At 44.4% G+C, this 17,860-nt stretch carries 19 protein-coding genes; 8 read left to right on the top strand and 11 right to left on the bottom strand.

All coding sequences use genetic code 11. From position 1 onward, the window contains the following. The first annotated feature begins 77 nt into the window (after positions 1-77). Genes recJ through MUY27_RS16340 form a run of 4 tightly spaced genes read left to right on the top strand, consistent with a single transcriptional unit; the run spans position 78 to position 4,738 of the window. A complete protein-coding gene (recJ, locus tag MUY27_RS16355) occupies positions 78-1,787 on the top strand; it encodes a single-stranded-DNA-specific exonuclease RecJ (RefSeq protein ID WP_245131777.1) in 1,710 nt (569 codons plus the stop codon). Positions 1,788-1,826: 39 nt separating this feature from the next. Continuing rightward, the gene (lptB, locus tag MUY27_RS16350) at positions 1,827-2,564 is read left to right on the top strand and encodes an LPS export ABC transporter ATP-binding protein (RefSeq protein WP_245131776.1); all 738 of its coding nucleotides are present in this window, start codon (positions 1,827-1,829) and stop codon (positions 2,562-2,564) included. An 18-nt stretch (positions 2,565-2,582) separates the two neighbouring features. Next, a complete protein-coding gene (locus MUY27_RS16345; RefSeq protein WP_245131775.1) occupies positions 2,583-4,106 on the top strand; it encodes a GH3 auxin-responsive promoter family protein in 1,524 nt (507 codons plus the stop codon). Positions 4,107-4,141: 35 nt separating this feature from the next. Next, positions 4,142-4,738 (top strand): hypothetical protein, encoded by a 597-nt coding sequence (locus tag MUY27_RS16340; protein ID WP_245131774.1) that lies wholly within the window; start codon positions 4,142-4,144, stop codon positions 4,736-4,738. Here the strand turns inward: MUY27_RS16340 and MUY27_RS16335 are convergent. Both MUY27_RS16335 and folP read right to left on the bottom strand, forming a co-directional pair. After that, entirely contained in the window at positions 4,665-5,237 is a 573-nt protein-coding gene (locus MUY27_RS16335; RefSeq protein ID WP_245131771.1) for a DUF421 domain-containing protein, read from the bottom strand. The genes MUY27_RS16340 and MUY27_RS16335 overlap by 74 nt on opposite strands. Positions 5,238-5,249: 12 nt before the next feature. Next, on the bottom strand, positions 5,250-6,101 hold the full coding sequence (gene folP / locus MUY27_RS16330; protein ID WP_245131769.1) for a dihydropteroate synthase: 852 nt from the start codon (positions 6,099-6,101) through the stop codon (positions 5,250-5,252). Between the two features lie 127 nt (positions 6,102-6,228). Between folP and MUY27_RS16325 the strand changes: the two genes are divergently transcribed. From MUY27_RS16325 to MUY27_RS16315, 3 genes are read left to right on the top strand one after another with little or no spacing between them, the layout of a single operon-like run. After that, positions 6,229-6,771 carry a DUF1599 domain-containing protein gene (locus MUY27_RS16325; RefSeq protein WP_245132067.1) on the top strand — a complete coding sequence of 181 codons (543 nt, stop codon included), beginning with the start codon at positions 6,229-6,231 and terminating at the stop codon, positions 6,769-6,771. Continuing rightward, on the top strand, positions 6,768-7,919 hold the full coding sequence (locus MUY27_RS16320; protein ID WP_245131766.1) for a BT_3928 family protein: 1,152 nt from the start codon (positions 6,768-6,770) through the stop codon (positions 7,917-7,919). Before MUY27_RS16325 ends, MUY27_RS16320 begins: the two co-directional genes overlap by 4 nt. Further along, a complete protein-coding gene (locus tag MUY27_RS16315) occupies positions 7,920-8,423 on the top strand; it encodes a shikimate kinase (protein WP_245131763.1) in 504 nt (167 codons plus the stop codon). It abuts the gene before it with no gap. On the opposite strand, the gene MUY27_RS16310 is transcribed toward MUY27_RS16315, so the two are convergent. The 9 genes from MUY27_RS16310 to kbl all read right to left on the bottom strand — a co-directional run bounded on the left by MUY27_RS16310 (position 8,424) and on the right by kbl (position 15,110). After that, positions 8,424-8,933: a phosphoribosyltransferase family protein gene (locus MUY27_RS16310; RefSeq protein ID WP_245131762.1), complete on the bottom strand. Its 510-nt coding sequence runs from the start codon at positions 8,931-8,933 to the stop codon at positions 8,424-8,426. It abuts the gene before it with no gap. A gap of 35 nt (positions 8,934-8,968) precedes the next feature. Next, the gene (locus MUY27_RS16305; protein WP_245131760.1) at positions 8,969-9,358 is read right to left on the bottom strand and encodes a hypothetical protein; all 390 of its coding nucleotides are present in this window, start codon (positions 9,356-9,358) and stop codon (positions 8,969-8,971) included. Positions 9,359-9,478: 120 nt separating this feature from the next. Continuing rightward, positions 9,479-10,885 (bottom strand): 23S rRNA (uracil(1939)-C(5))-methyltransferase RlmD, encoded by a 1,407-nt coding sequence (gene rlmD, locus MUY27_RS16300; RefSeq protein ID WP_245131759.1) that lies wholly within the window; start codon positions 10,883-10,885, stop codon positions 9,479-9,481. Positions 10,886-11,159: 274 nt separating this feature from the next. Continuing rightward, positions 11,160-11,741: a TetR/AcrR family transcriptional regulator gene (locus MUY27_RS16295; RefSeq protein WP_245131758.1), complete on the bottom strand. Its 582-nt coding sequence runs from the start codon at positions 11,739-11,741 to the stop codon at positions 11,160-11,162. After that, positions 11,741-12,157, bottom strand: a complete 417-nt coding sequence (locus MUY27_RS16290) for a Rieske (2Fe-2S) protein (protein WP_245131756.1) — start codon at positions 12,155-12,157, stop codon at positions 11,741-11,743. Before MUY27_RS16290 ends, MUY27_RS16295 begins: the two co-directional genes overlap by 1 nt. Further along, on the bottom strand, positions 12,154-13,188 hold the full coding sequence (gene pheS, locus MUY27_RS16285) for a phenylalanine--tRNA ligase subunit alpha (RefSeq protein WP_245131755.1): 1,035 nt from the start codon (positions 13,186-13,188) through the stop codon (positions 12,154-12,156). The genes MUY27_RS16290 and pheS overlap by 4 nt, the downstream gene beginning before the upstream one ends. Next, positions 13,188-13,607, bottom strand: a complete 420-nt coding sequence (locus MUY27_RS16280; RefSeq protein ID WP_245131752.1) for a type II toxin-antitoxin system VapC family toxin — start codon at positions 13,605-13,607, stop codon at positions 13,188-13,190. Before MUY27_RS16280 ends, pheS begins: the two co-directional genes overlap by 1 nt. Continuing rightward, positions 13,597-13,878 carry a DUF6364 family protein gene (locus MUY27_RS16275; RefSeq protein ID WP_245131750.1) on the bottom strand — a complete coding sequence of 94 codons (282 nt, stop codon included), beginning with the start codon at positions 13,876-13,878 and terminating at the stop codon, positions 13,597-13,599. The genes MUY27_RS16280 and MUY27_RS16275 overlap by 11 nt, the downstream gene beginning before the upstream one ends. A gap of 41 nt (positions 13,879-13,919) precedes the next feature. Next, a complete protein-coding gene (gene kbl, locus MUY27_RS16270) occupies positions 13,920-15,110 on the bottom strand; it encodes a glycine C-acetyltransferase (RefSeq protein WP_245131748.1) in 1,191 nt (396 codons plus the stop codon). A 127-nt stretch (positions 15,111-15,237) separates the two neighbouring features. Between kbl and MUY27_RS16265 the strand changes: the two genes are divergently transcribed. Continuing rightward, a complete protein-coding gene (locus MUY27_RS16265; RefSeq protein WP_245131746.1) occupies positions 15,238-17,703 on the top strand; it encodes a DUF5686 and carboxypeptidase regulatory-like domain-containing protein in 2,466 nt (821 codons plus the stop codon). Positions 17,704-17,860 lie beyond the last annotated feature (157 nt).

The following is a 17,860-nucleotide window of genomic DNA, read 5'->3' as shown; positions in this document are numbered from 1 at the left end:
GTATATATTCTTTTTACCGCTTACCTTTGTTTGTTAAATTACGCCGATAATTATATTTACGGTTAAAGAACAAAGATATGCAAAAACGGTGGGCGATAAGGGAAATGCCGGATAATGAGGATGTAAAAAAACTTGCTGCCGAGCTGAACATCGACCCTGTTTTAGCTGCTTTATTAATTCAGCGTGGTATCTACAATTTTGAGGAAGCCCGCTTTTTTTTCCGTCCGGATATCCGCCACCTGCACGATCCTTTCCTGATGCTGGGAATGGAAAAAGCAATTAATCGTATCGAACGCGCCATACTGAACGATGAGCGCATATTGGTGTTTGGCGATTATGACGTGGACGGTACAACTGCCATCGCAGTTGTTTACAGCTTTTTCAGGCGCATTACCCGCAACATTGCTTACTACACGCCCAACCGGTATACAGAGGGTTATGGTATTTCTACTAAGGGTATTGACTATGCTGCGGAGAATGGGTTCTCGCTCATTATTGCGCTGGATTGTGGCATCAAATCAGTAGATAAGGTTGAGTATGCGAACAGCCTTCGTGTCGATTTTATTATTTGCGATCACCACCTTCCCGGCGAGGTATTGCCGGATGCGGTAGCTATTCTTGACCCTAAGCAGCCGTTGTGCCAATATCCTTATAAGGAATTATCTGGTTGTGGTATTGGCTTTAAGCTGATACAGGCTTATGCCGAAAAGAATAACATGCCTTTTGAAAAGGTAAGCCGTTACCTTGATCTGGTAGCTATTAGTATCGCGTGTGATATTGTGCATGTTACCGGCGAAAACAGAACGCTTGCGCATTTCGGACTGCAGCAAATAAATACTTCTCCTTCAATCGGGGTAAAAGCACTGCTGGATATCGCGGGCAAAAAAGAGCGGATTTCTATTTCAGACATTGTGTTTTTTGTTGGCCCCCGCATTAATGCAGCGGGTAGGATGGACGATGCACGCCTCGCTGTAGAATTGCTGATTTGCGAAAATGAAGATGATGCACGCGATAAAAGTTTCCTCATCAATACCCAAAACCTGGAACGAAAAGGGCATGATCTTTCTATCACAGACGAAGCCTTAAGCTTGATAGCCGGGGATGAAATCCTGATCAACCGCAAGTCGACTGTGGTATTTAACGAGAAATGGCACAAAGGTGTGATCGGTATCGTGGCTTCACGGCTGACTGAAAAATATTACCGCCCTACCGTCGTTCTTACCCGTAGCAACGGACATGTGGCAGGCTCGGCAAGGTCAGTATTAGGGTTTGATTTGTATGAAGCCCTTAGCGGATGCAGTGATTTGCTGATCCAGTATGGCGGGCATAAGTATGCCGCTGGCCTTACCATGAAGCCTGAAATGGTTAATGATTTCATCGACCGGTTTGAAGAAGTGGTGAGCATGAATATAACGGACGATCAGTTGATCCAGGAGATAAAAATTGATGCGGAGATTGAACTAAGCCAAATCGATAGTAAATTCTTCAGGATACTGAGTCAGTACGGTCCGTTCGGCCCGGAGAATATGACGCCTGTTTTCCTGTCACGGAATCTGATGGTACAGGGGCAGCCTTCGTTGGTGGGAACAGATCACTTGAAATTATGTGTATCTCAAAACGGGTCGCCGACTTTTGAATGCATTGCCTTTAGCCAGGGCAGCTGGATCAACCAGTTAAAGAGCGGTGTTCCGTTCGATATCTGTTATACCATTGAAGAGCATGTATGGCGCGAAAAACGTTCTATACAACTGAATGTTAAAGGTATCAGAACAAATAAGCAGAATTGACAGAAACGCGTAGTAATTGCAGCGGTTTAAATAGATAAAATGAATTTACGTGCAGAGCACCTGGTAAAAAAGTATAAGCAACGGACGGTTGTAAATGATGTATCCTTCAACGTTTCTCAAGGTGAAATTGTGGGGTTGCTGGGGCCTAACGGGGCAGGTAAAACAACCTCGTTTTACATGATAGTTGGTTTGATCAAGCCGAACGAAGGGCGTATCCTACTGGATGAGCAGGACATTACCGGCGACCCGATGTATCGCCGTGCGCAGAAAGGTATCGGTTACCTGGCGCAGGAGGCTTCTGTATTCCGGAAGCTTTCTGTAGAGGACAATATCAAAGCGGTGCTGGAGATGGGCAAGCTAAGCAAAGAACGCCAGCGCGATAAGCTGGAAGAGTTGATAGACGAGTTCAGTTTGCATAAAGTGCGTAAAAACCGCGGCGACCTTCTTTCTGGTGGCGAACGCCGCCGTACAGAAATTGCCCGTGCGCTTGCTGCCGAGCCGAATTTCATTTTACTGGATGAGCCTTTTGCCGGTGTAGACCCTATCGCGGTAGAGGAGATCCAATCGATGGTGGCTAAACTGCGCCACCGGAATATTGGTATACTGATCACCGACCACAACGTGCAGGAAACGCTTTCTATAACAGATCGCGCGTACCTGCTTTTCGAAGGTAAAATACTGGAATCGGGCGTGCCGGAAGTACTGGCAGCGAATGAAATGGTGCGAAAAGTTTACCTGGGATCTAATTTTGTGCTGAAGCGGAAAACTTTTGCTTAATTTGGGGTTACCGGTTATATGACTTTTATCAACTCCGTTTTTACCTGGTTCATGAAAAAGCGCATCCACCAGATCGAGCTTTTCATGAAGTATCCTAATGAAGTGCAGGAGGAGTGGTTTGAACAACTGCTTACTGCTGCAGAGAATACCGAGTGGGGTAAGAAATACCATTATAAAAGCATTGCTACGCTTCAGCAATACAAAGAACGGGTTCCTATACAAACTTACGATACGTTAAAGCCTTATATAGAAAGGATGCTGGCAGGCGAACAGAACGTGCTTTGGCCGTCTGAGATCCGCTGGTTTGCCAAATCGTCCGGTACGACGAACGACCGTAGCAAGTTTATCCCCGTAAGTGAAGAAGCGCTGGAAGAGTGCCATTTCAAAGGCGGTAAAGACATGCTGACGCTTTATTGCAATAATCGTCCGGATGCCCGCTTATTTACAGGTAAGAGTTTGACGCTGGGTGGAAGCCACCAGGTAAGCCAGCTGAATACCGATACTTTCTTCGGTGATCTTTCTGCCGTGATTATGAAAAACCTGCCTTTATGGGCGGAGTTTTACCGTACCCCCCACCTGGACATTGCCTTGCTCGAAAACTTTGAAGAGAAAATAGAGAAGATGGCCCATGCCACTAAGGATGTGAACGTAACAGGCATCAGCGGGGTACCCACCTGGAACATCCTGCTGTTTAAACGTATCCTGGAAATTACCGGCAAAAGTAACCTGCTGGAAGTTTGGCCTAACCTGGAATTGTATTTCCACGGTGCGGTGAACTTTACACCATACCGTGAACAGTTTAAAAAGTTGATACCTAACGATGATATGTATTACCTGGAAACCTACAATGCTACTGAAGGTTTCTTTGGTATACAGGATCTGGAGCAGCCGGGCGAAATGCTGCTGATGCTGGATTACGGTATTTTCTATGAATTTTTGCCATTAGAGCACCTCGGCGAAGAACACCCAAAAACCTTAACACTCGACGAGGTTGAGCTGAACAAAAACTATGCATTAATCATCACCACCAACGCCGGGCTGTGGCGTTATTTGATCGGTGATACCGTTCGTTTTACTTCACTTTCCCCGTTCAGGATACAAATCACCGGCCGCACCAAGCATTTTATTAATGCCTTTGGCGAGGAAGTGATTGTAGATAACGCCGACCGTGCGCTTGAAGAAGCTTGCCGCCAAACGGGAGCGGTGATCAGGGAGTATACGGCAGGTCCGGTTTATTTTGAGGATAACAAAGCTGGGGGGCACGAATGGATCATCGAGTTTGAAAAGCGGCCTGCCGAATTTGAACGTTTTGTTGACCTGCTGGATGAAACACTGCGAAAAATCAACTCTGATTATGACGCGAAGCGATTTAAGGACATGGCGCTAAGCCGGCCTGTTGTCCACATTGCCCCAAGCGGTACCTTTTTTAACTGGATGAAACAGAAGGGGAAACTGGGCGGACAGCACAAAGTGCCTCGATTAGCTAATAATCGTGAATATGTGGAGAGCCTGCTTAGTCAATTAGAGCTAACCTACAAGTAATTGATTTTCTGTTGATTGTTGTTTATATTTAGGACGTGCTAAAACACTTCCTTTCTCTACTGATCACAATTACCTCGTTTGCTGCGTTTTCGCAAACCACCGTTCCTGAGTTTAAAAGTAACTTCAGGTATATTAACGGTATCGATACCATTTTGAAGCAGGGGGTGAAGGAATATGAGTTGATCATCGCCTTTCGCTCATTTACAGTTAATCCGCTGGGCACAGACTACCGGCTGTTGATTTTAAATAAAGGATCGTGGCAGCGGAAGCTCTTCCATGATAAGCGCGGTTACTCCATGCAGATCAAAGATGAGTCTTTTGAAACCTTGCCGACTATTAATGCTACTTGCCAGGCGCTGTTCACCAGGCTGGTCGCCGGTGGATTGTTCAGCATTGAAGATGATCGGGTTTATCCACCCTGCGCCGAAAGAGATACCGTGATAAAAGGCGTTAAACGAACGTATTCTTTTGGCGTACAAAACGGCAGGCAGGTACAGATTTGGCTTATCACTCCCAAAAAATCCCGACGGCTTTATTATTACGCCCCGGATTTTTACGTTAACTATTGCCCGCCTTACGAAGACCGCCGGGCACTGCTGAAACTGATGGATCTGCTGAACCAGGGCTGGTAGTTGATTTGTCTTTTTTAATAACCGTCACTTCGCCGTTAGTTTCCATATAGATCTGGTCTATTTCGCTCAGGTTATTGGTTCCTGCTTTAGCCCTTACGTCCGCCATCAGGTCTTTCTCACTTAACAGACTGCGGTTCAAGTTGTGCTTATTGATCAGACCATCCTCAAACAACGTAATCTGAGTACCCTTTAATAATTTGCTTATCGTATTGTTGTTGATACTAATGAGGCCCAATCCGCGGTGGATCACCACCAGCAGCGACGATGCTACTATGGTAGGTACAAATGGTGATGCCCCAACTATAGCGCGGCTAAGCACCGCACCGAGGATAATAGCCAGGGTATTGTCAAACGCAGTACGCTTACCAAACGTGCGCCTGCCTGATATGCGTACCAATAGCAACGCAATAAAGAAAACAACGAAAGCCCGGCTGCACATTTGCAGTACGTTCAAGTCTTTCCCCTCGCCGAAAAGTTGATGCAATGAAATGTAGTCCATGTTGATTAATTGTTATCCTAATGTATTCACAATATTAACAACCTCTATCGCTTCTTTTACATCATGTACTCTTAAAATGTTTGCGCCTTTCATTAAAGCAATGGTATTTACTACGGTAGTACCGTTTAGGGCTTCGTTTGCCGTAGTGCAGGTCAACCCGTAGATCATCCGCTTGCGCGACATCCCGGCCAGCACCGGCAGGCCAAGTCGGCTAAATTCCTCTAACCTGTTCAGCAGGGTGTAGCTATGCTCCTGTTTTTTGGCAAAGCCAAACCCCGGGTCGATGATTACATCATGTACCCTCAACTGCATTAGCCGGGAATATTGCTCTTCCAGAAAATTAAAAACCTCCTGGAAAACATCATCATACTGGGCAAGCGAGGTCATGGTTTTAGGCGTACCCCGTGTATGCATCAGCACGTAAGGGACTTGCAAGCGGGCTACGGTGTCAAACATGTGGTCGTCCAGTTGGCCACCTGAAATATCATTAATGATGTGCGCACCTGCGTTGATCGCAGTTTCGGCTACTTCGGCACGAAAGGTATCTATGGATAGTATCGCTTCCGGAAAGGCTTCGGCAATCGCTTCTACGGCCGGTAAAAGCCGGTCTGTTTCTTCCTGGATGCTGATGTCTTCTGCGCCGGGGCGGGTAGAATAAGCGCCCAGATCCAAAAATGCGGCGCCTTCCTGCAGCATTTGACCTGCCTGGACTAATACTTCGTCGACGGACTGTTTCCTGCTCGCGCTGAAAAAAGAATCAGGTGTGGTGTTAATAATGCCCATCACCTTTGGCGTGCTCAAATCAATCAGCTTTCCGCCGGCATTCAGCGTTGTCTTTTTTTTAAAATACGTATCTTTATGCACTGTATCTTCTGTTGAATGTTAGCAGGTTTGAAGGTTGTAAAGTTAACTTATCCGCTTTATTTTAGATAAGTTTAATGCAGCTTGTTCACCCCCGTAACGTTCAGCTTTACCATACCAAACGATAACCATTTTGAATAATACATCGGTAGAATACGACGCGGTCATCCATATATGCAGATCGCTTTTTATCAATAAAACCCGCGACTATGGTACCGCCTGGCGCATTCTTCGCCCGGAATCTATCACTGATCAGATCTTCATTAAAGCGCAGCGCATCCGTACGCTGGAAGAAAAGAAGGTATCTAAGGTAGGTGAGGACATCACTGGCGAATATATCGGGATTGTTAACTATTGCGTGATCGGCATGTTGCAGCTCGAATGCGGGAACAGCACCCCTATGGAACTTTCTGCAGAAGAAGTAGCAGCCTTGTATGACGAAAAAGTTAAGGAAACCAAAGACCTGATGTTTGCCAAGAACCATGATTATGGTGAGGCCTGGCGGGATATGCGTATCAGTTCGTTAACAGACCTGATCCTGATGAAACTATTGCGGGTAAAGCAGATAGAAGATAATAAAGGCGAAACGCTGGTATCTGAAGGGGTAAAAGCCAATTACCAGGATATGCTGAACTATTCTGTATTTGCACTAATAAAACTGGGGGTGAAATGAAAAACGGATTGATTTGGTTTTGCCGTATTGCGGTAGGGTTGTTATTTATCTTTTCGGGACTGATTAAAGCGAATGATCCGCTGGGCTTTTCTTATAAACTGCAGGAGTATTTCGAAGTATTCCACATGACTTTCTTTAATGGCCTGGCCTTAAGCCTGGCTATTACCCTTTGCGCGTTGGAAATGTTGCTTGGTTTTGCCTTGTTGATTGGTACGCGTATCAATACCGTAGCGTGGGGACTGTTATTGCTGATCGTCTTCTTTGCCTTCCTGACGTTTTATTCGGCGTTTTTTAAAGTGGTGCAAACTTGTGGCTGCTTTGGCGATGCCATCCCGCTTACACCATGGCAATCGTTCACCAAAGATCTGGTATTGCTTGTTTTAGTGCTGGTTTTATTCCTGAATAGAAAGGAACTGAAACCGCTGTTTAAAGAAACCACCGGCAACCAATTACTAATCGCTGCTACCATACTTTCTTTCGGTGTAGGCATCTACACTTATAACTTTTTACCGGTAATAGATTTCCTGCCCTACAAGGTTGGAGCCAACCTTCCCGATGAAATGAAAATTCCAGCAGGGGCACAACCAGACGAATACGAGCTGACTTACCATTTAAAGAATAAAGCCAATCAGCAGACTAAAGATCTTACAGATAAAGAATATGTCAAGACGGGGATATGGAAAGATTCCAACTGGGAGATTATTGGTAACCCGGAATCTAAACTGGTAAAGCGTGGCTTCACCCCAAAGATCCGTGACCTGTCTATTCAGGACATACAGGGCAATAACTATACGCAAGAGTTACTGGCAAACCCTTTCTACAATCTATTTATCGTCGCCTATGATTTAAAGCATACGGATGTAGACGCTGTTAACCGCATTAATGCGCTGGCAGCTAACCTTGCCGATAATTATAATATCCGCACAGTTTTGCTGACCTCTAATAATGCTACCGAAGCCGCTGCTTTTGCTAAAGCGCACCACCTGGTGGCAGAGGTTTTCCAGGCAGATGAAGTTCCGTTGAAAACTATGGTAAGGGCAAACCCGGGCGTAATGCTGATGAAAGGCGGAACTGTAATGGCCAAGTGGCATTACCATAGCCTGCCAAAGTATGATGACATTGTTAAAAAATATCTTCGCGCGCAGTAAATGATTATTTTTTTAGTTGGCTTTATGGGCAGCGGCAAAACCACTATCGGCCGCAAACTGGCTTCGAAACTAAACTTCAGGTTCATAGATCTGGATGAACAGTTTGAATGGGAAGAAGCTACCTCCATCGCTAAATATTTTCAACAACATGGTGAAGAGAAGTTTCGTAAGCGCGAATCAGAAGTATTAAAGACCACCAATTACCCGGATAACTGCATTGTATCTACTGGTGGCGGCTTACCGTGCTTTTTTGATAATATGGAGTGGATGAAAGCACACGGGAAAGTGGTTTATATTCAGCATAACCCAAAAACACTGGCCCAGCGTTTAGAGCATGGTAAAGAAGAACGTCCGTTGCTGCATGGGAAAACCATGGACGAACTGGTGGAGTTTATAACAGAAAAACTAGCTGAACGCGAGAAGTATTATATACAGGCTACCATTGTGGCTGATGGATTGAGCCTTACGACCGATTACCTGAAAGATATTGTTCTTGGCTGCTGATTAACCCAGCCAAACCGCGTCTTCTTCTGCATTTTCAGACAACTGCACATTCACGTGCTCATTCAATAGGGTTGACAGCGCAATACCGGCATAGTCTGTAGTAACCGGGAAACTTTTGTGGTTACGATCTACCAGTACCACGGTACGCAGCTTCTTCAGCGGAACATCCAGAAATACGCCAAAGCCATAGGCTAACGTTTTCCCGCTGTTCAGAACGTCGTCAACCAGAATTACTACTTTATTTGAACAGATCTCAATCGGGGTATCCGATTCAAAATGTAACTGGCTGCTTTGCTTATCCAGTTTAATATTGATCAGCGTGATTTTAAACGGTGCAATCTTATCCAGGATGTTTTTTAGACGAACAGCGATGTTGCTGCCCTGCGGCAAAATACCGGCAATGATAATTTCAGATTCGTCAAAATTATCTTCGAGGATCTGGTAAGCAATACGGTCTACCTTTTGTCTAACCTGGTCTGAATTTAAGATAAGCAGCTTTTTGTCTGGCATTGCGGCTGGTATGTAATTTCGTAGCTAAACTACTATTATTCTTTATTATAAGGAAAAAATACAAAGTTTGCACCCTCTGGTACAATGGCGAATACGCACATATAATCGTGCGGGTTTTTATAATTGTCTACAAAGCGCTGTTTTAATTCTTTCTTGATCACGCCGCGCTCTACAAACTCTTCCAGTGTAGAAGCATGGATGCTCCAGTCTGTATTCAGCTCACTTTTATCCAGGATAGGTTCGCCAAGGGCAACCTCATGCTGGTGCGCGATAAAAATAGGATAGGAGGACAGTCCTTCTACCATAATCTCTACTGCCACTTCGCGGATGGACTCGCTGAACAACTTCAGATCAGTCTCCAGACTTTTCAGTGGGCTTTCTTTAGGTTTGTTGTTGTTATCGTTTAAAAGTTCTTCAGGGTTCATAACTATATAGCTGATACGTCATTGCGAGGAGGAGCGAGCGCCGACGAAGCAATCTCCTCGACCTCTCCCCAGCCCTCTCCAAAGGAGAGGGAGATTACTTTCGCAATGAACGATGTTTTCTTACTTTCTCAACTGCAACAGCATCACGTTCTCTACATGCTGCGTATGCGGAAACATATCAACAGGCTGGATTTTTACACTGTCATACTTTTCCTTTAATACCAGCATATCGCGTGCCTGCGTAGCCGGGTTGCAACTTACATATACAATCTTTTCTGCTTCTATTTCCATTAAACGTGCCACTACGTCCGGGTGCATGCCTGCCCGTGGCGGGTCGGTGATGATCACGTCCGGCTTGCCGTGTTCTGCTACAAATTCTGCATTCAAAACATCCTTCATATCACCGGCATAAAATTTTGTATTGGTGATTTGATTAATAGCAGAATTGATCTTAGCGTCTTCGATAGCAGAAGGTACATATTCTACACCAACCACCTCTTTTACATGCCCGGCAATAAAGTTGGCAATAGTACCGGCGCCGGTATAAAGGTCGTACACCAGTTCATCGCCTTTAAAACCTGCAAACTCACGGGCTATCTCGTATAAACGTTGTGCCTGGATGGCGTTGGTTTGGTAGAAAGATTTTGGCCCGATACGGAACCTGATGCTGTTCATTTCCTCGTGGATATATTCCGGACCTTTCCACGCGATTACCTCCTGGTCAAAAATGGTATCGTTCTTTTTCTGGTTTACAATGTACAGCAGCGAAGTAATTTCAGGGAACGTCGCATCTACAAAACTCATTACCTGGTTAATTTGTTCCTGCTCCACATAGGCAAAAACCACAATCACCATCAGTTCGCCTGTTACTGCCGTACGGATGATCAGGTTACGAAGGGCGCCTTCGTGGTGCTTTAAATTGTAAAAGCTGATGCCTTGCTGTTTACAGAAATCGCGCAGCTTGTTACGCAGATCATTAGATGGGTCCTGTTGTAAGTAGCAGTGCTGAATATCCAGGATCTTATCAAACCGGCCGGGAATGTGGAAGCCCAGTGCATCCATATTTACCGGCTCGTCGCTGCGGTTCTCACCATCGTTCAGCCAGCGTTTGTTTGAAAAGGTAAATTCCAGTTTGTTGCGATAGTAGCGGTCGGCGGGCGAGGCTACAATAGGCAGCATGTTGGCCACATCTATCTTTGCCAGGCGACCCAGCGCATCGGCTACTGTTTTTTGCTTAAACTGCAACTGTGCGGCGTAAGTCATGTGTTGCCATTTACACCCGCCGCAGGTGCCAAAATGTTCGCAAAACGGTTGGGTGCGGTATTCGGAAGCGTGTATAAGATTAATGATCTTTGCCTCGCCGAAATTCTTTTTCTTACGGTATACTTCCACATCGGCAACATCACCGGGAACGGCTTTTTCAATAAAAAGCACCAGTTCGTCTGCCTTGCCAACGCCTTTGCCTTCTTCGGCAATATCTATTACAGAAATGTTTTCAAACAGCCTGTTGTTTGCAGCTTTATTCATCAGGCTGCAAAGTTACCCAATTATCTGTTAATGGCTAAACTAAAACCCCATCAGATGAACAGGGCCAGCAGAAATAGCCAGATACTGTTTGGTTTAACGTCACCCATATCGAAATCCTGGTCGATCCGGGTAGAAAAGTCTTGTAATTCGCGGTTCATAGGTGTAAGAATTTATTATGCTAACATAGTAAATTTGAACCAAAAACCAAAATGGTATAGTGAAATTTAAATGAAAAAATTATTAAGAATTAGTTGAGGAAAGTTTCAAACAAAACCTAAACTGCTATAGCAGCCTTAACAAGGTAGGGGAGAATTTCTTTCTGGAAAGAAACAAAGTTCTTGCGAACGTCCGCATCGCTTACAGAAGTAAAGGCGAAGCTGAATACGATGCTTTTGCTGCACTTGATCAGGAAACGCAGGCGTTGGTGATAGCCTTCTAATTTGCGTACACCATTAAGTTTGGTGAACGAGCTTAGCAGCATTTCTTCCAGTTCGTTAGAGAGGTTCTTTAGGAACTCTTGCGAGTTGGTGGATTCGCGGATGAAATCCCACCCGATGAATTCATTACAGACGGTATACGAAAGGCGGCTGGTTTTCAGGATCAGGTTGGCCAGGTGAGCTTCCTCATCCAGCTGGTGGCTGTCGCTATGTATCAGTTCATCCACGCTCACCCGGATGTAATCCATCAGCAGGGCATGCAGGATATCCTCTTTGCTTTCGAAGTATTTATAGATGGTTGCCTTTGCTATCTTGGCTCTTTTGGCAATTTCATTCACACTTGTTTTGTGATACCCGAATTTGCGGAAAAGCTCTTGCGCGGCCCTTTTTATGCTTTCTTTTATTTTGTCGGCTTCCATCAATTACTCACAAATATCACAAAATTACTCACATTTACCGAATAGGCCTTTAAAGAACGCGATGCAGGGGCTTTTACCGGCGAACCGTCGCTTAGCGAAAACTTGGAACCGCTACAGGGGTCTGTCACGGTAAAACCAGTATCATCAATGTTAACTGCACATTTTTTTTCAGGTTCGTAGCTGCTGCAACGGTCGTACGCGGCAAAACTGCCATCGGGTTCGCGGTACAATACCAGTCCGGCAACGCCGTAGCCGTTAACAATCACTGCGCCACCTGGGCTGTTCAGTTTACTCAGGCGCGGATCTGAAAGTGGCGCCTGAAAATTAACCGCCACATAAGGAATATAGGATACATCGCTCTTACCACAAGAGACGAGGCTAAATAAGCTAAGTAATCCTATAATCGCTTTTTTCATATCATTTCGGTTTTAAACTGCTTCAGGAAACGGACATCGTTCTCTGAGAACAAACGCAGATCCCGGATCACATATTTTAAGTTGGCAATACGTTCAACCCCCATACCAAAGGCAAAGCCAGTGTATTTTTTCGAATCGATGCCACAATTTTCCAATACGTTCGGGTCAACCATACCACAGCCCAGAATTTCTACCCAGCCAGAATACTTACACATGTTACAGCCTGCGCCTTTGCAAATGGTACAAGAGATATCCATTTCTGCAGAAGGCTCGGTGAACGGGAAGTACGACGGGCGGAAACGTACTTTGGTACCTTCTCCATATAATTCCTGGACAAAGTGATAGAGCGTTTGTTTCAGATCAGCAAAGGAAACGTTCTCATCCACATATAAACCTTCTATTTGGTGGAAGAAGCAATGCGCCCGCGCAGAGATAGCCTCGTTACGGTATACACGGCCTGGCATAATCGCGCGGAAAGGTGGCTTGCCGTTCTCCATCATGCGTACCTGTACAGATGAGGTATGTGTACGTAATGCAATATCATCCTTGCCGTTATTCTTCTTGATGAAGAAGGTATCCTGCATATCGCGTGCCGGATGTTCATCCGGGAAGTTAAGGGCAGAGAAGTTATGCCAGTCGTCCTCAATTTCCGGTCCTTCTGCTACCACGAAACCCAAACGTTTAAAAATATCTACGATCTCACTTTGAACTAAAGACAACGGATGGCGCGAGCCTACTTCCAGGCCGGTACCCGGCAAGGTAAGATCAATATCGGCAGTTGACTGCTGCGCTCCTGATTCAAACTGTTCTTTCAGCTCCTGGTATTTAGCTTCGGCAGACTGTTTAAACTGGTTCAGTACCTTACCTAACACACGTTTTTCTTCTGCGCTTACAGATTTAAACTGCTCGAAAAGGTCTTTGATAATCCCTTTTGTACCTAAATATTTAATCCTGAAAGCTTCCAGTTCGTCTGCATTTGCAGGATTGAACGCTTCGATCTCGGCGGTATATTGATTGATCTGATCTTGCATTATATTATTTCTCTTAAAAGTTGTTCGGCTGTTAAAACTGGTATAGCCGAATGCTTGTAATCTTTTATATTTCGGGTGATGATCGCATCGCAATCATTCTTTAATGCTATAAAGTGTTGTATTCCATCCTCTACGTCACTAAACTGACTGCTTAGGGCCAATTTGAAAGTGTCAGGTTCAAATGGTAATACATCTAAGATTTCAAATAAATTAACCAAACCTTTTTTAGCTTGGCTTTTTCCAATCTGTCCGGTTAAAATATAATTTATATTGGCCATAACCAGTGTAGACGTAGTAAGGGCTATATCATATTTATTTGCCTCTGATAACAGATATCGTGTGAAGTAAGAATGTGGCTCTCTTTGCAACAGCATATCCAAAAGAATATCACTGTCGACAAATAATTTCTTATAAGCCATACTTTTCTTTCAGATATTGATACTTAGCTTCTTTTACATCAAAATTATCAGGCATCTTTATAATCCCTGTAAGTGCTCTAACCACCTCTGATGGCTCAGTTTCTTTAATTTTTTTCAACAGCGGATCATCTTCATTTTTACTTTCTCCTGCAACTTCATTTACAAAATTTGTAAAAAGCTTTGAAAGGCTGGTGTGCTGCTTTTTTGCATACTTTTTAGCCTTTTCAATTGTATCAGCTTCAATACTTAATGTAAGTTTAGTAGTTGCCATAGCCTGATGATTATACGTGCAAATATAATTAATTATACGTATTATTTAATCACACCCAATTCCTTGCCAACTTTGGTAAAGGCGGCAATTGCTTTGTCGAGATGTTCGGTATCATGGGCTGCTGAGATCTGCACACGGATGCGCGCTTTACCCTGCGGTACTACGGGGTAGTAAAAACCGATTACATAAATGCCTTCTTCCAGCATTTTGGCGGCGAACTCTTGTGCAAGTTTGGCATCGTACAACATTACCGGTACAATTGGGTGAACACCTGGCTTAATATCAAAACCGGCTGCGGTCATCTTTTCGCGGAAGTATTGGGTGTTACGTTCCAGTTTATCGCGCAAATCTGTCGTTTCGTTCAACATATCCAGTACCTTGATAGATGCACCTGCAATAGAAGGTGCAAGGGTATTAGAGAACAGGTAAGGGCGCGAGCGCTGGCGAAGCATATCAATAATCTCTTTACGGCCAGATGTGAAACCACCTGACGCGCCGCCCAATGCCTTACCTAACGTGCCGGTGATAATATCAATACGGCCCATCACGTTGTGATGCTCGTGAGTTCCGCGGCCGGTTTTACCCATAAAGCCAGAGCAATGGCTTTCGTCAATCATTACCAAGGCGTTATACTTATCGGCCAGATCACAGATCTTATCCAACTGGGCGATGGTGCCGTCCATTGAGAATGCACCATCTGTAACGATGATCCGGTGACGAAGCTCTTGTGTCGCTTTCAGTTTTTCTTCCAGATCGGCCATGTCATCGTGCTTGTAGCGATGGCGTTGTGCTTTGCACAAGCGTACACCGTCGATGATAGAAGCATGGTTCAGCTCGTCAGAAATAATGGCGTCCTGTTCGTTAAACAAAGGTTCAAAAACACCGCCATTGGCGTCGAATGCTGCCGCGTACAAAATGGTGTCTTCAGTGCCTAAAAACTCCGCTAATTTTTTCTCCAGTTCTTTATGGATATCCTGGGTACCGCAAATAAAACGTACGGATGATAAACCGTAACCGTGTGTATCAATCGCTTCTTTAGCGGCTTCTATTACTTTCGGGTGAGAAGATAAGCCCAGGTAATTGTTAGCGCAGAAATTAATCACTTCCTGGCCGCCTTGAACTTCTATGTCTGCTCCTTGTGGGGAGATAATTACTCTTTCTTTTTTGTATAGGCCGGCTTCTTTTATCTGGGCTAATTCCTGCTCCAATACCGGTTGTAGGGTTTTGTACATGGTAGTAATTTTAGGATGCAAACTTAACTATAAAGTATTGCTTGCGGAATGCTAAGCTGTTATAAACGTACTTTTTAGCGCGCATATAAAACATTTTACCCCATCACAAGTGTTATGTAGTATTAATATGAGGAAAACGTTACTTTCTGCGCTTTTTTTGCTGATCACACATTTTGTATTCGCGCAAACTTATTTGCTGTCGGGCAGAATAACCGATAATAGCGGTAAGCCGATAGGCTTTACCTCCGTGTATATTCGTAACAGCACATACGGTACAACGGCTAACGAAGACGGTTTTTACCAGTTTAAACTTTCGCCGGGAACTTATAGCGTAGTATATCGTTTTGTAGGCTATGTCGAAAAAACGGTTAAGATCACCATTGGTAACCAGGATAGCCGTAACGATATTCAGTTGGATCAGGAAATATTTAAGCCCCGCCAGATTGAGCGGGTGATTCGCCGCAATGGTCCTGCCGATAGTATCATGAAGCAGGTGATCGCAAAGAGGCATTTTTATAAATACCAGGTCGACCAGTATTCTTGTGCTGTCTATGTAAAAGGTGTGCAACGTTTATTGAAATCACCTAAAAGTTTAATGAGCGGACCGGTTGCGCAAGCATTAGAACTGGATTCGACCGGGAAGGGTATTCTTTACCAATCGGAGTCGCTTTCTAAATATGATTTCCAACAGCCCAATAAAGTAAAAGAGGAGATGATTGCCTCTAAAATTGCCGGGCAGAATACGGCCTTTAGCTACAACAAGGCCTCTGATCTTCAGGTGAATTTTTATAATAACCTGTTTGAGATAGAAGGGCTAAGCAGCAGGGCATTTATCTCACCTTTAGCGGATAATGCGATGTCTTATTATAACTACCGCCTTTCAGGGGTATCTGTAGAGAATGGGCGGGTGATTGATAAGATTGACGTAACACCTAAGAGGGAACATAGCCCTTGTTACCGCGGGTATATCTACATTATTGAAGGCGACTGGCGATTATACAGCGTAGATTTGTTATTGACTGATGATGCCCGTTTAAATCTTGTAGATCAAATGCGCATCAGCCAGCAGTATATCCCTATAACGGATAGTGTTTGGATGCCGGTTTCGGTGCAGTATACGTTCAGCGGTAAAGTATTAGGGTTTGTGTTCGAAGGCTATTATGTAGGCGTTTACAATAATTATAACCTTAACCCTGGATTTAAACCCGGTCATTTCAATGGCGAGATTATGCACATTGATACGGCTGCAAATACCAAATCTTTCGACTATTGGGCTGATACCCGGCCGGTACCGCTGACAAGGCTAGAGGTGAGAGACTATGTTCGTAAGGATAGTCTCTTCACTATTAAGCATACTCCGCAATACCAGGATTCTGTAGAGCGCGCTAAAAATCAGTTTGCCCCGCTGGGATACTTCCTTTTCGGCTACAGCCATACCAACAGGTATAAAGGGCAAAGCTGGTACCTGTATCCGTTCTACCAAACCTTGTTTTATAATACGGTTGAGGGTTGGGGCGTAAACCTGAAAGCGGCGTGGACGCAATTCTATGCCAGCAGGCAGTCGTTTACGATTTCCCCGGCATTGCGTTACAGCTTTACCAACAACAAGCTGAACGGCAATGTGCACTTTACCTATAATTACGATCCGGACAGGCAGGGATATTTCTATGCTACAGCCGGAACGGACATCTTAGACCTGAGTAATGCCGGTACCCGGTCGCTTTCTTTTAATACGCTAAGTACTTTGCTGAGCGAGAATAACTACGTTAAATATTACCGTTCGCAGTTTGCTTTACTGGGCTATCAGCGCGAGCTATCTAACGGTATTTTGGGTTACTTGCAATTGTCTTATGCCGATCGCGAGCAATTGTATAATACTTCTTTCAATCATATTTTTGACACGAAAAACAAAAGCTATACTTCTAATGATCCTTTGCGACCATTAGGTCCGGAGATACCTAATTCGTTGTTCCCAAAGAACCAGGCATTAACATTACGGGCATCTGTAACGTTTACTTTCGACCAGCGGTATACCACCCGGCCGGACGGTCGCTATTACGAACAGTCTGCTTATCCTAAAATCAAAGTAAATTACCGTAAGGGTATCCATGGTTTAGGATCAGACGTTGATTATGATTTCGCTTCTGTTGATATTTACGACGATCACTTGTCAACGGGTCTGGTAGGTTATTCTGCCTTTAAAATTACGGGCGGCAGCTTCCTGAACAGGAACACCATCTACTTTATGGATTATAACCATTTTTTGGGTAACCAGGGTCGGGTATTCGATCCAACCATCGGTGGTTTTCACTTTTTACCGTTCTATCAGTTTAGTACAGACCGCAATTTCCTTGAAGCACACTTTGAGCACAACTTTTCGGGTTGGCTAACTAACCGTGTTCCGCTAATTAACTCCTTGAAACTGGAAGAACTGATCGGGGTGAACTATTTAACCCAACAGGGCGGTAAACAAAATTACTCGGAGTTTTATGTGGGTATCAAACGCTTCTTTCTACGCCTGGATTACGGTATAGCGTATAACGGCAGTAAGAAAATGACGCAAGGTATCCGCTTCTTCTACGGGTTAAGATAAACCAAGCATGATAAAGAAAAGAAGCCGTCTCATGAGTCAATTATGAGGCGGTTTTTTTATTTAAAGAGATTTTGACGGGTTTATTAGGAAAGCTGTATGGTGTCAGCTTACTTTAAGTTTTTTTGTTGGTTTGGGTGTTTTTGCAGAAAGAGGAAAG

It is taken from the genome of Mucilaginibacter straminoryzae, from assembly GCF_022953055.1.
Classification (GTDB): domain Bacteria; phylum Bacteroidota; class Bacteroidia; order Sphingobacteriales; family Sphingobacteriaceae; genus Mucilaginibacter; species Mucilaginibacter straminoryzae.
This window is presented reverse-complemented; position numbering and strand designations above follow the sequence as displayed.